This window comes from Leptolyngbya sp. FACHB-321 (assembly GCF_014695975.1).
Taxonomy (GTDB): Bacteria; Cyanobacteriota; Cyanobacteriia; order Leptolyngbyales; family Leptolyngbyaceae; genus Stenomitos.
Genome location: NZ_JACJPI010000014.1, coordinates 1 through 13,953, shown reverse-complemented (window position 1 = coordinate 13,953; position 13,953 = coordinate 1). Strand labels below are relative to the sequence as shown.

The window sequence follows — 13,953 nt, the reverse complement described above, 5'->3', positions numbered from 1 at the left end:
CTAGGGTTTAGGGAGCGGGGTTTGCGGAGCTTGACGCTGGCGTTCGATTGCTTCAATTTGTTTGAGCCGATCGCTCCAGTCTTTCAATTGTTGGGCTTCCGATTGGGCTTCCAAACTGGCAAGAGAACCGAGTAAATCCAGCACGGTTGACCGATTTTGAGCCGTCTCAGAAGCTTTGAGTGCGGCGGCGATCGCGTCATACCATAGCCCAGACTCTGCATACAGGTCGCTCTGCTGTTGGGGTGTTGGCGCAGCAGCCTGCTGCGTCGTTGCAGACGCAACTGGCTTGACCACTTCGATTTCTGCCGCCACCACCACATTCTTCGCAGGAACCCGCGGATCACAAACCAACACTACCTGCCAGCGATACACCTGTCCGATCGCCAGTTCAGGCTGATTTTGGGGCAGGGAAAACTGCATCATTCCCGGCTGACTTTGCATCTCGGTTCTGTAGAGCGGTTGTCCCGTGCGAGTAAACAGCCGGAATTGCAAGGGATGGGGAGCGCGATCGGGCACAAACCAGACGAAGGTTGGACGCGAGGACCTTGTCTGCCCGACATGGCTAAACGGCACCAAGGGAGCCAATCCTACCGATGTATTCGAGTCGCATCCCCCGCGAGATGTCGAGGGTTTCGTTACTCTGGGTGCTGAAGGATTCTTTGGCGGACGATATGCCCGCTTCGTCTTGGTTGCTGTCTTTCCGGGTGCCGAGTCATTCTTCGACGGATAGTATCCTGCGAGCACCATAGGCGCGATGCCGATCAATAGCGTAAGGACCAAACTAGTGATGAGTGCGTGCTGCTGGCGAGGCTTTAATAGGTGAGGCATAGCGTAAATCACCCCTACGAATTTCTTCTACGATAGGCAGCCATTTGCAGAATCAACAGGGGATCACCTGTAAAGCTCACTTGCGGGAAAGCGCAATCGCGAGTTATCGACGTTGCCAGAACCAGCTTCGAGTCGCTGACCACGTTAACTCGCAGACGGTTCCTTTCGGTTGATTGGGATAGCGCCGAAACGTGCCGCCTAGCTGCTTGGCTAGATTTTTAGCCAACTGCGTTCCCAATCCCTTGCCTGGCTCTACTGAAGGCGCATCCAGCGGTTCACTTATCCCGTTATCGATCACCCGAATCACTTGCTGCTGGTCTTCCTGGGTGCAAATCACCGTCAGTTTCGTCGCCCCCAATGCATGTTTGCCCACGTTGCACAGCGCCTCCTCTAGAAAGCGGCAGAGTCCGCGCTTGTGTTCTAGCCGCAAATGGCGAGTATTCAGCGGGTCAAACTGAACAATTTTGACCTTGAGCGCTTGCAAGTGCGGCAGATCCCGCTCCAGCGTGTTGCAATACACCGTGTAGAGCAAGTCGTGCAGCGGCGCTTGAAGTGCCAGGTCGATCGCGTCGCCCATCTGTAAATGCGCCTCATCCGCGATCGCCTCTCGCTGGACAGATCCATAAATCGCCCGCAATTCCTGGCTCAGGCGTTGCAGATCGGGCAAAAGTGGCGACAGGTTTTGCTCTGCTTGAGCCTTTCTCAGCGTGCCAACCAAAGTTTGCAACGGGCCACTGTGAATGGCGTTGAAGGTTTGTTCGATCACAAACTGACGCTCCTCTAAACGCAGCCGTAAGTTCTTGCGTTCTTGCTCATGGCGGTAGAACAGGACGGCTGTCAACCCAAATCCATTCGGGACGAGTCCGAGCAAGGCTGGGACGAGCGGCACCCACCAGCCGAGCAGAATCAACCCGTAAACGATGCCAACCAAGCTGATAACCGCAACTCCCAGCCCCAATAAAATCCTCCAGGGAGACTGCAAAAATCGTCCCAGGCTGATGCCCAGTACCCCCCAGGCGACAATCCACCCGTACTCCCAACCGTCGTGCCAAACCCGCAGCAATGGACGCTGATCCAGCACCGCGCTCAGGATTTGACTGATGGCATGTGCTTGCATTTCGACTCCATACACCAGTCCCGGATTGATGCCTGTGATCGCGCCCGAACTTGCCAGATCTTTGGCGCTGAGCGACATCACCCCAATCAGCACGATGCGTCCTCGGAGCCAAGCAGGATTCACCTTTCCCGCTTGAATCTGAGCAAGCGAAAGGACTCGAAACGGCCTTGCCCCGCTGCGAACATTGAGTAGAATCTGGTTGCCGCCAGCATCCGCTCTGGTGTAGCCGCCGGAGTTGGGCTGCACTCTGGTCAACTCGGTATTGCCAAAGCGCATCGCATCGGCATCACGAATTCCATTTTCTAACCCGATACCCTGCGTTGCCAGATAGCGTTCCGCCACCTGCAGCGTGAACGAAAACCGATACTCCTGCTGAGGATTGTGAGCACCCAGTAAGCTGCGTCGCTGATAGCCATCCTCATCCAAAACACTATCCGCAAAACCCACGTGCTCTGGCGGCAGAGCCGGAGGCGGCGCAACGGTATAGCCACTGCGATCGGGGAAGGCAACCTCGACTCCAATCACATTCTGAATGGTGCGAAAGAGCGATGCTAGCGTCGCGTGACCCGGTTCAACCGGGATATCGCGCACAATATCGAGCCCGATCGCGCCAGGTTGGTAGGTCTGCAACCGCTGGAGCAAAGCAGCAATATCGCGATCGGGAATTGGATAGGTGCGGGCGCGTTGAATATCGGCTTCCGTAATGCCCACAATCACAATCCGTTCATCCATTGGCTCCGGTGGACGCAGCCGCAGAAAATTGTCCAACGTCACCAATTCCAAAAACTCAAACGAACCCGTCAAACGAGCGACGATCACGCCGATCAGCACAACGAACCCTGGCAGCGATCCCCGTCGCCAAATTGCGATCTCTGTTTTGATGGCACTAAATGCTCCCATAGCGAATCCTACGCTTAATTTAAGCGGTTCATTAAGATCCAAATCGTCAATCCAAGAGACCTGCCTCCCGTGCCCGCACTTCCGTTTGAATCCGGAGATTCTTGTCCTCGTCAGGATACACCTCTAACACATCCCGGATCTTGGTCCAGTAGTACTGCACCGTGCGCTCCGAAACGTTCAGGCGCTTAGCGATCGCCGTGTCCTGTAAGCTCTCCTGAAAGGCAAGTTGCAGCACCTGCATCCAGGCCGGTTTGAGTTGCAACCCATTGCGAATTTCTTTCGGCGTGTAAGTCCGCTCCCGCAACGCCCAATCGACCATGGTCAGCAAATCCTTCACGGGCTGGCTCTTATCCACAACGGTGAAACCGCCCATGTGGTTGTCGATCGTCGGTTTGAGCCAGACTAACGTGCGGACGTGGGCACTCTGCACCACCAGATTCAGCCTCGGATATTGCTCCATCAGCGCTTTGAGTAATTGCAGTCCAGAGTTAGCTTGAGCCGTTTCGCCACTCGCTCCTGGCATCACCAGATCCACCAGCACCAAATCGGGATGAGTGTGCTCCATCTGCTTAAGCGCTTCCTGGGCCGTCTGAGCTGTCAGAATAAGCGCCTCTGGATATGCCTGCTTTAAGACACCGAGCGTGCCGTCTAAAACTAAGGCGTGGTCATCCACGACCAAAAAGGCTTGTTTCTCCGGTTGAGCGTTTTGGGACATGGCAACTCGCTACAGCAAACAGCGGCTAGCGTCACTAGCTCTCTTCTTACAATAGAGGCATCGCCTGGATCAAACACTACACCTGTTTACTAATCTCGCGTGTAGACATCAGCAATCAGCACTGTGGCAAAGCGCAATCGGACTCAATGCTTCCATCAAATCTGTCGGAACTGAGTCTGATGATCTGAACAGAAATAGTTGTTTGGTCATCTGGTACCCGTCTGAAACGTATATCTCTGATAGGCTTTGTTGGTGCTGCACAGAGCTTCAGCTTCCTGCTTTTTAGGTTTCCCTAAAGCTTCTGGTTGGGCTGAGGGAGTTCTTTAGCTAGTTCAAGCACGAGGTGAGCAACTATCTGCCATTATGGTTGCAGTTGGCGTTCCAGATTAAGCTGCAGCTTGGTTTCATGCCCCTAACAACAGAAGACCAACGAGACAATGGGGCTTTCAGCCGCTGCAAACGAGCAAACGGGCTTCTGTACTACCCCCTTCTGAGCGACTTGTGTCCAATTTGAGTCCAGAGCTACTAATACACCCTCTGTACATACCCTCTATACATTGTCTTCTGCGGGACAGCGTACGTTACCTTCTTAGCTGCACCCCTTGCAGCACCAGAAACAGCATCGTCAAGGCAATTACTCCGCACAACTGAGAGAGTGCAAATTTGTCCCGCAACCTAGAAGCTTCGAGATTGAAGCCGTTCGACTTAAGATCCAAAAATGATTCCTCCACACAAAACCTGAGTCGGTATTGAGCAAAGGTTTGCAAGTTCGTCGGCTCATCGCTCACAAGCGTCCAAGCTTCGCTACTTTGCTTGTCATGGGCAAACGCCAAGTAACCGTTAGGGTAGGGTTTGGTTCTACCTACTGACACTGATAGGGTGAAATAAGCTTGTCCCGACTGTAACTGAACTGACGGCACTTTGCGCCATTGTCCTTGGTGCTGACACTGAAACGAACGTTTAATCCGAATCCGAAAATGTCAATCCGGATTGTCTCTGAGGTACTTCATCAACTTGCTATCGGCAAAGCCTCGGTCTGCCAGTAGGACAATTGCCAAACCATTGGGCAGAAACTTTTGCGGCTTGCCGCAGTACGCTCTGAATCGTCCCTAACCTGACGGCGCTGCTGGACTGTGCCACCACTCGCCAAGCCACGGAAACGGTTCTGCCCCGATAGACAGCTCCTACCCAAACGATGCAAAAGCAATTCCACACCATTGTCGTATCCAGGCTCAGATACAGCCGTTCTCTGCTCCACTCGGACAGGGCTTGTCCAACCAGAGCATGATGAGCGGAAACGACAGCAATCCGTCGATTCGACAACCAACGCCGAAACTGTCTCTGATGGGACTGCGCGAGTTGAGCACGGCTTTTCACGTACAAGCCAAACCCATTGAGATGCACGTTCTGGCTTTGGATCATGCCAATCATCATCCAGCAGAGTGTTTGTAAGTGACACCTATCTTGCCATTAAATGTCACATTGACTCAGATAGCGCGACAACGCAGCATAAAGACGGGAAGTAGGAGTCGTTGATTTTGCTGTTAGGTGTGGTAATTTTCCAGCTTAAATCAGACTCTGCTTCCCTTCTAACTTTTCTTTCAGCCTGTTCCTGTTTTGTCAGTCAAGCAGGTTCTAGGACTATGATCCTCTTCAATTATTGCCGTAGGAGATTTTACTGTATGTGTGGGAACTCTAATGAGAGTATCCTGCCTAAATTCTTCTACGTTAATTCAGCATGTCTGAACCAGCAATTCCAAGCAACGCTTTATTAAATTATCCATTTCTGCTCCTGACCTACATGGTTTGTGCCGATCAGCAGATCCATTCAGAAGAAGCGAAGGGATTGCATGGATTAGCACGACAGACGCGAATGAGCAGCTGCACCCTCGAGGAGATGGAAAAAATTCTATCTCAGCACGATGATCGGCTCTCGATTGAAGCAATTGCTCAAAAAATTCCCGTGCATGAACAGATTGAAGTCATGCGACAAATTCTTGCAGTTGCTTATGTAGATGGCTTTTGTGCTCCAGTTGAACGAGAGCTTGTCGAACGAATTGCAGGACTTTGGAGGATTTCATCTACGGAAATAGAGTTACTGCTTGAAGCTGCAGAAGGTTTTGCCCATCAACACAAACTAGTCAGTCATGAACAGGAGACTTGCTTTGGAACTCGGTTTTTGAAGGATTCAGAAACCGTTCTCTCCCATGAACTCTTGAACCAGTTAGCTACTATTGCGCCTCATGACTCTAGATTTCACCAGGAGCAGCTACAGCATGAGACGCTGTTCGCAGGTGCAGAGTACGATCGTGCAATTGAGATGTGTTCCCGTATTGCCAAAGAGGATTACCAGTTTGCAGAAACCACATTCAAGTCCACCTCAGCTACTTTGAAGATACTGGGACAAAACCTTGTACAAATGAGTAAGAGTACAAGGAATAAATCTCAGCATAAAGGACAAGCTTCGTCTGCAAATGAAGTAGCTCAACAACTTGATGCAACTATCAAAGCTTTAACTTCGGAAATCATCGCAAATCTTGAAGAAATTCGCCAAACACTTCATGCCAAACAACGAGCATTGGGCGACTTCAGCATCGCTTTTATGGGCAAGACAAAGGCAGGGAAAAGTACGCTTCATGCCATTATTGCAGGTGAAGGTTGGGATGCAATCGGCGTTGGGAAACAGCGTACAACACGGTGCAATCGAGTTTACACTTGGAAGAAAATCCGTATTATTGATACGCCTGGAATTGGTGCGCCTGGTGGTCAAACTGATGAGGAGATTGCAAAAACCGTCATTGATGAAGCCGATGTCATTTGTTATGTAGTGACAAACGATAGCATTCAGGAAACAGAATTCGGCTTTCTCAAAGTTCTCAAAGACAAAACTAAACCTCTCATGGTTCTGTTGAACCTCAAGCAAAATCTACGAGATACGAAACGGTTGGAGTATTTTTTGAAGAATCCCGATAAGCTGTTTGCCATGGAAGGCAACAGTGGGATTGGGGGACATATTGAACGAATTCGTCGCTATGCAAAAGAACATTACGCCAACGATTATTTCAGTATTATTCCTGTCATGCTACTAGCGGCTCAAATGTCTCGTGAGTCTGAACATCAGAACCGTAAAGATGAATTATTCCAAGTCAGCCGACTACAGCCCTTTTTGGATATTATTCGGCTCTCACTGGTTGAACATGGAACCATTCGACGATCGCAAACGCTTTTAGGTTCTACAGTAGGTGCCATTGATCTTCCCCATAAGTGGATAACGCATCAATTGCAGATCTATAAAACCTTGAACGAAACACTCAAAAGTAAGCGTAAAAGTCTTCAGGACGATATCCAAAAAGTCCGAAAGGATACTTCAAACAGCTTGAGGCAGAAAATAAAGCAGGTATTTCAATCAGTCTTACAGGCAATTCCTAGTTTTGCTGAAGAACACTGGGAATCGAACGAAATTATTATGCGGCTAGGTTGGGAACGAAAACTACAATCCATTCAGTTTGAGGAGCATTTGAAGACTGCATATCAAGAAGTAATGCAGGATTTTGATAAAGAGGTTCAAAGCGCTCTTGAAGAGATTGGTAGAGAATTGCAGTTTATTGCTCAGTTAGCTGGTGGTGATTTTACTTTTAAGCAGCAAGACTCTTTTCATGAGCGTCTTCTATTTCGCATCGGTGGTGGCATTTTAAGTGTTGCTGCCGTATTTTTGATGTTTACGCCCCTTGCTCCCATTGGTATTGTTCTTGGTGTGCTTGGAGGCATAGCTTCACTCGTTACTGGTTTCTTTAAATCCAGAGATCAAAAGCGTCGTGAAGCTGTTCAGAAAATTTCTGTAGCACTCTCTAGCCAAATTGAGAAATACCAACAAACTACCCTACAGAATGCAGAAGCCGCTTTAAGTCAACATTGCCGAGATGTTACCGTAGCCGTTGATCAATATTTTGAGGAATTGATTCAAGGCTTAAGTGGCATGACCAATCAATTAGAAAAAGCCGAGAAGCAGTTGCAGCAATCAAGTGACTACCTGAATCGAGCTTACGCCAAACGAATCTTAGATTGGTGTCTGGAGCAAACAGAACCGTTAACTGAAACAGTTATTGATCGAGCGATCGTACAGGTGGAGCGAGATTTCGGACGAAGCATGGTGATCCATGCCAAAACAGATTTGCCCCTAAAGAAATCCCAAGACCAGATTCGAGCCGTCTTGCAAGAAGATATTGCTATTTACCTCACTCAACTAGTGAGCAAGTCTTGAACCCACAAACCTTGGTATAAATCTATGACTCAACCGAATCAAACCTTCAAAGCAGCTGAAATTGGTCGAAGATTTGAAATTGCCTGTTCAGCATTTAAGCAATTGCTAGAAAAAGAGGACAGTGAAAACTCAAAGTCTATTCAACATAAACTCTCTACCGAGTTAGCAAAGCACAAAGAACAAGGTATCCTAAATGTTGCTTTAATTGGACAATATAGTGCAGGCAAGTCAACTATTATCTCTGCTCTCACCGGACGACGGGATATTCGTATTGACGCTGATATCGCAACTGATAAAACTGCTCCCTATGATTGGAACCAAATTCGCTTAATCGACACACCTGGACTGTTTACTGATCGTCAGGATCATGACGCAATCACCTATGAAGCGATTTCTAAGGCTGATCTGCTAGTATTCTGCCTCACCTATATGCTATTTGACTCAACCACAGTCGAAAACTTCAAAAAGTTAGCCTATGAGAAGGGCTACCGTTGGAAAATGATGCTGGTTATCAATAAGATGTCCGATGAGGCGGGGGAAGAAGACCAGAAAATTGCTAGCTATCGACAGAGTTTGGCGGAGGCATTGAAGCCCTATAGTCTTGATGAATTCCCGATCTCCTTCATTGATGCGAAAGACTGCTGTGATAGCATTGATGGAGAAGATGATTTCCTGCTGGAAATTAGTCGCTTTCAGACATTCATTGATGAGTTGAATCACTTTGTCAAACGTCGAGCCACCTTAGCTCGATTTGATACTCCTGTTCGGATCGCCCTCAGCTATTTGGATGAAGCCCAAGTTTGTTTTACCCGTAACTCCAACGGCGATGCAGCATTCCTTGAACTACTAAACCGTCTGTCGCGCATGGTGCTTAAAGAACGCGATCGACTCAGAACTAAAGTCAAAGGAATCACACTGAACATGACTTCAGAAGTGGTCAAGGAAGGAGTTCGGTTAGCAACGGCAGTGGGCACAGAGGTTAACTTTGAAACCTTAAACAAGCAGGCAGAAATTAATGTACGGATTCACTACGAACAGGCAGGTGAGCAACTGCAAGTAACAGCAGAGGAGGCGTTTGAGTCTATTCGGCTTGAAGTTGGGAAAATTCTTCAAAGCGATCTGACCCAGGCTTTCGTTACAAGGCTAGAATTTGACCAGCAGATTGCCGCTCAAAATGTTAAGCCAGGTATCAATGCAGAGCACTTGAGAACACAAGTTGATTGGCTGCAGAAGATTGGGAATGAGGTTGGGGCAAAGCTGCAGGTCTCAGCAACTAGGCAACTTTTATCGACAGGTGGGTCAGGATTTCTGCGGTCAATTGACGTGGCAGGAAGTCAACTACACCAAGCTGTTTACGGAGTCGGTAAATTCATTGGTTTCAAGTTCAAACCTTGGCAGGCTGTCGGCATGGCTAAAAATATTGGAAATGCGGCGATGTTCCTTGGACCTGCTTTAGCGGTAGTTTCTGTTGGTCTAGATGCCTATACTACCCACCAGGAATATGAGCAGGAGCGAAAAATGGCAGAGGTTCGTCAAGACATTACCAGCCAGTTCCAGTCTGTTGCTAAAGATCTAGAACGCCAGATTGAAACTAACTTACGAGAGTTTGAAGCCAAAGTTTATGGCAAGATTGAGCAGGACATTGCCGCAGCGCGTCAGCAAGAGGAGAATTCGATCTCTACTTCAAATCAATGGGTGAAGCAACTTGTTGAGATTCGTAAGGAATTGGAAGCAATTATTGCTGATATTACCGTTTCCTCAAAAATTGAAAATAGTTAGCAATCCACCCACTGAAGCACTCTCAGGGTGGAAAAAATCCGATTTGGCCGTTGAATATCTGTGCTTACTCAAAATCTAATTTCTTAGGAGCGCTTGATTTGAAGCTGTTCCAGGCTGACCTTCAAACAACGATCTGAAAACAGCTCACGAGGCGTAGAGCTATTGATTGACCTTGCGGTTTCCTGTACTAGTGGGTTCCAAGCAAAGGATAAGCTATCTTTATGAAACGACGGATTAGCCGCTTTTGCCCAGTAAACTATCCAACCTATAGGTGAAAGGCAAACCTCTATTACAGTGATGATAAGGCTTTCAGCTTTTGCCCAGGGCGGTTCGAGACTTTATGCCGCATTAATGCTTGTAAGTGGAACTTTTGGACACTAATAGCTTGTCGAAGGGGCCATAGGGTGCGATTGCCCTAACGACAGAATCGGTATTTGAGTGATCAGGCTGGACATTAATAGCTTGTTAAAATTGCCACTTAAAGGTTTTTGTCCCAAACAGAAGTTAGCAGGACTGTGAGACGAATATATCGAGCCACTTATGCAAGCGTTGGTGGTGCCATAGAAACTCCTTCGACACCAGTAGGCTAGAAACGTTCACTTTTTGTTCAATGGTGCTTCCTTCATGCAAAAGACCTATGCCTTCGCGATCCTTGCCCCCGTTCCAGAGGAGCATTTACTTTCAGGACTGGAAACGATCACGGCTCAACTCGATGCCGATGATCTGCCACCGAATCATGTGCCCAAAGTTGCCTTTGGCAGCATGGACTTTGAAGTTTTTGGAGCAGCCGAAAAGCTGAGAAGTGGTCAGGCGGTCGAGGTCTTGATCTATGCCTCTCACGCCAAAGGCGACCAACCCTTGAACCCACAGGTGACTTGGCGCGGGCTTTACGTGGGGTCTGTGGGATCTCGTCGCGGTCGCTATCCCGGTAAAGCGATGTATCGACCCAAATCGACTGCCACTGATAGTCCTACTTGGGCTGTGTTTTGGGAAGTTCAAGGGTTAGAACCGCTGAAAATGCCGCTGTCGATCGGCAGCTTGCGAGGGAAAGATAAGAAGACGAACTATCAGGCTCGGTTCCTTCCAGAAGGCCCCGTCTTGATTGCATTTCCCTGATCGCGTTAGTGAGCCGATCGCAAGCACAACGATAAAGAACCATGAAAATCGCGACCTACAATCTTCGATGTAGTGGCAAAGCCAACCAGCGTGTCCACTGGACTCAGCTTTTTGAGGTGGCAAACCCAGACATCCTTCTGGTGTAAAAAACCTGCTCCCCTGAACAATAAGTGACCAGCCGCTTTTGAGAAGTGTACCAGCAGCAGTTGGTGTCGGATGAGGTGCGTTGGCGTAGTCACTCGGAACGAGAATCGTACTTATCCGAAGAAAGGCGATCGCCCTCTCATCCCCCATAGAAATAGCGAACCGTTGAACTGGGGTGAGTCTCTTAGTGCCTTTCCAAGGCAGATGAATAGGGCGATCGCCCCTTTCGAGTCAGCCACCTCTCTACCGTAAATCCAATCGCCGACAATCGTTCCAGCAAATGGGTCATGTTGCCATTGAGAGCGATCACACACAGGAGCGGTATCGAGGTGGGGTTGTAGCCAGATTGTTTTTGTTGTGGTTGCAGCTTGATGATGACAAATGATGGAAGGATGCTCCAACTCTCCAATTAGGTGTGGCACGAATCCAACGGTTGCTAAGTTTTTCGGAAATGCAGGTGGCGATCGCTTGTTCGGATTCAACTGATGGAATCGAAACAAGCTGCTGAATGGGTGCAGTGATTTCTTGAATGGAAACTAGAGGAGGAATTAGAGTCGCACTGTGACCACCAATACGTTACTCCAATCGTTCTATCGATTAAATACGGCTATGTTTTACCTAACCAATGGAACTCCGCGTTTAGAGGTCAAAGTTTGCGAATCTGAACTTGAACAATGCAGTAGACACTGGTCTCTTAAAGAGTGATGTGTAGAATGGTTGCAATAGGTGGATTACAGTCTATACACTGCCCAGAATGTGAGAGTCAGCAAATCGTCAAAAACGGCAAGATCACTATTCAAGACGGTACCATTGTTCAAAAACATCTGTGTAAAACCTGCCACAAGCAATTCAATGAGCGCACAGTACACCAATGACACGCCTTCGGACTCCATTGACGCTTGTGATATTAGCGATGGCTGTACGCAGCGAAGGTATAGGTGTGCAAGCTACAGGGCGCTCTTTTGGCAAATCTCACTCCACCATCTTACGCTGGGAGAACGTTTGTCCAAGCAGGTAAGCCATTGGTTGTTGAAAAGCTTCAAACCCCCACCCTATAGTGCTTTGAGACGAAGAGCGATTGTGATATTCAATCCTTCGCTACGGACACTTATTCCTTCACTCTACACCAAACAGTTGGCAGCAAGGACTACGATAGCTTGGCGATCGCGCTAGTTGTTGCTAATTGATTGAGTTAACGCTGAACAGCGTTAACTGACACTCGTGCTGTGGTTGTAATCCCGGCTTTTCTCTACTCTTTGTCCAAAAGGAGTACTGTTTTGCAAAACAGAAGTGTAGTCATTTCGAGCAAGAGATCTCGAAATGACTACACTCTCAACGCTTTTATTTGCCGCTCAACGACTACTAAGCTTGGTCGGCAGGATCGCCATATGGGTCTTCACTTGCTGGGCGTAGATTGCCATACTGTCCGACATTCGCTATCTGGTCTGCAGGGTCACCATACGGGTCTTGACTGGCTGGGCTTATATCACCATACTGTCCGGCATTCGCCATCTGGTCTGCAGGGTCACCATATGGGTCTTGACTGGCTGGGCTTATATCACCATACTGTCCGGCATTCGCCATCTGGTCTGCAGGGTCACCATACGGGTCTTCACTCGCTGGGCGCGGTGATTGATTGTCAGTTCCTGCTGACTGATCATTTAGTAAAGCATCAGCCGCTTTGCGTAGGAAATCACCAACCATAAGAATCCTCCAATAGGAATGTAATTAACTTGGTCATCAGATGCATACTGCGCTAATCAGAGACTTAATAAGTCGCTGACTGTGCCTCTGGTACTGATGTGAGGTCCCGTCCCGTCGATCGGTTGTTATACCCCTGATAGTCACGGTATTGTTGCGCTTCTTCTGCGGGTACTTGGATGCCATTGGGCGGTGGTGTCACCCAATGCACTTGGCGATTTGCATCCCGGTAGTACACACGACCGTTCTTGGAGAGGTAGTACTTGCTATTCGCGCCAGCGTCAGCCTTAGCGTTCTTTTGTCGATTGTAGAGATAGTAGAGAGCCGCAGCACCGGCTAGGACAATTGCCCCTTTCTGAACCTTATTTAATCCCTTCTTTGGCGCTGCTGGGGTAGCATTAGGAGCAGTCGCTGTTGTACGTGTATTATCCACTGGTGGTGGCACTGATGCTTGCGGCTGACCACACCCTACAAAGAGAGGCATGGTCAAAAGCGCCGAAAGAATGATTGCGGTTGGTCTGTTACCACGTTGGTCTAAAAGTTTTTTCATGTCTTGCTGTCTTAGTCCTCTGCACCAAAGCTCTAATGCCACCTTCGCCTCAGACAATAGATAGGGCTGTACTGAAGCGACGTGGCTTGGATCACATTTTAATGAGCTGACAGTACGTGCCATAGAGAGAGAAGCGCTGGTTTACCTTAAAGCTGGTTGAGTAGCGATCGCACCAGCAACTTCCAAAGGACACGTACTGAACAGTGCTATTAACGAGAGCGCATGCTTGGATTTACTGTCTCATGATGGGACTCATGCGTTTCTTGCTTTTTGCGGAGTCCGGCTAATCCAGCTAGACCGAGTAACCCTAACAATCCCCAATCGAAATCCTGATCTTCCTCAGTTGTTCGAGTGGCTGAATCGGTTGTCGTACCACTGGTGCTACCAGTTTGTGCTGCTGCTGGCAACGTGAAGGGTACAGTAGCGAGGCTAAGCGTAACGGCGCTGAGTAAAGCAAGTTGAGGCAAGTTTACACGTTTCATAATGTTGGTTCCTTTAAGTTTAGTTAGGTGCAAAGACGTGAGCCAACCACAGAGCAAGCTAGGTTAAAGAAAACTCTTTGAGAAGTAATCACGCCGCTGATTGGTGCCCTTAGTTTAGTAAGTGGCACGGACCTTGTACTCAGACTATAGAAGCAGCTTTGTATAGTTAAAAGGTAGAGAACCGTGAGTAGCACTAAAAGGACGCAGTTCTATCAGTTGTCTGTAGCTTCAATGTGGTTAGAGGACGTTTGAGCAGTAGCGGATGATACCCAATTATTAGAATGGGAATATGAATCGAAAAGCTTACGAGACTGATAGCACGGATGTTGAATGAGCAATCGTTAAACCATTGATTCCAGT

11 protein-coding genes are annotated in these 13,953 nt (G+C 48.4%); 3 read left to right on the top strand and 8 right to left on the bottom strand.

Translation table 11 applies throughout. The annotated features are described in order from the left end of the window. From H6F76_RS01590 to H6F76_RS01575, 4 genes are all read right to left on the bottom strand, one after another. The gene (locus H6F76_RS01590) at positions 1-828 is read right to left on the bottom strand and encodes a DUF928 domain-containing protein (protein WP_190505340.1); all 828 of its coding nucleotides are present in this window, start codon (positions 826-828) and stop codon (positions 1-3) included. A gap of 103 nt (positions 829-931) precedes the next feature. Beyond that, entirely contained in the window at positions 932-2,845 is a 1,914-nt protein-coding gene (locus H6F76_RS01585) for a CHASE2 domain-containing protein (protein ID WP_190505338.1), read from the bottom strand. Between the two features lie 46 nt (positions 2,846-2,891). After that, positions 2,892-3,560 (bottom strand): response regulator transcription factor, encoded by a 669-nt coding sequence (locus H6F76_RS01580; RefSeq protein ID WP_190505336.1) that lies wholly within the window; start codon positions 3,558-3,560, stop codon positions 2,892-2,894. Between the two features lie 1,017 nt (positions 3,561-4,577). Then, positions 4,578-4,994 carry a hypothetical protein gene (locus tag H6F76_RS01575; protein WP_190505334.1) on the bottom strand — a complete coding sequence of 139 codons (417 nt, stop codon included), beginning with the start codon at positions 4,992-4,994 and terminating at the stop codon, positions 4,578-4,580. Between the two features lie 304 nt (positions 4,995-5,298). On the opposite strand from H6F76_RS01575, the gene H6F76_RS01570 reads away from it, so the two are divergent. The 3 genes from H6F76_RS01570 to H6F76_RS01560 all read left to right on the top strand — a co-directional run bounded on the left by H6F76_RS01570 (position 5,299) and on the right by H6F76_RS01560 (position 10,716). Further along, complete coding sequence (locus tag H6F76_RS01570; protein WP_190505332.1) at positions 5,299-7,821, top strand: GTPase; 2,523 nt, start codon at positions 5,299-5,301, stop codon at positions 7,819-7,821. A gap of 24 nt (positions 7,822-7,845) precedes the next feature. Continuing rightward, the gene (locus H6F76_RS01565; RefSeq protein WP_190505330.1) at positions 7,846-9,600 is read left to right on the top strand and encodes a GTPase; all 1,755 of its coding nucleotides are present in this window, start codon (positions 7,846-7,848) and stop codon (positions 9,598-9,600) included. A 624-nt stretch (positions 9,601-10,224) separates the two neighbouring features. Further along, on the top strand, positions 10,225-10,716 hold the full coding sequence (locus H6F76_RS01560) for a hypothetical protein (protein WP_190505328.1): 492 nt from the start codon (positions 10,225-10,227) through the stop codon (positions 10,714-10,716). Between the two features lie 257 nt (positions 10,717-10,973). Here H6F76_RS01560 and H6F76_RS01555 read toward each other — a convergent pair whose 3' ends face one another. The 4 genes from H6F76_RS01555 to H6F76_RS01535 all read right to left on the bottom strand — a co-directional run bounded on the left by H6F76_RS01555 (position 10,974) and on the right by H6F76_RS01535 (position 13,593). Beyond that, a complete protein-coding gene (locus H6F76_RS01555) occupies positions 10,974-11,360 on the bottom strand; it encodes a M20/M25/M40 family metallo-hydrolase (RefSeq protein WP_199321850.1) in 387 nt (128 codons plus the stop codon). A gap of 862 nt (positions 11,361-12,222) precedes the next feature. Continuing rightward, positions 12,223-12,564: a translation initiation factor gene (locus H6F76_RS01545; protein WP_190505323.1), complete on the bottom strand. Its 342-nt coding sequence runs from the start codon at positions 12,562-12,564 to the stop codon at positions 12,223-12,225. A 64-nt stretch (positions 12,565-12,628) separates the two neighbouring features. Then, positions 12,629-13,111 carry a hypothetical protein gene (locus H6F76_RS01540; protein ID WP_190505321.1) on the bottom strand — a complete coding sequence of 161 codons (483 nt, stop codon included), beginning with the start codon at positions 13,109-13,111 and terminating at the stop codon, positions 12,629-12,631. Between the two features lie 209 nt (positions 13,112-13,320). Further along, on the bottom strand, positions 13,321-13,593 hold the full coding sequence (locus H6F76_RS01535) for a WGxxGxxG family protein (protein ID WP_190451991.1): 273 nt from the start codon (positions 13,591-13,593) through the stop codon (positions 13,321-13,323). Positions 13,594-13,953 lie beyond the last annotated feature (360 nt).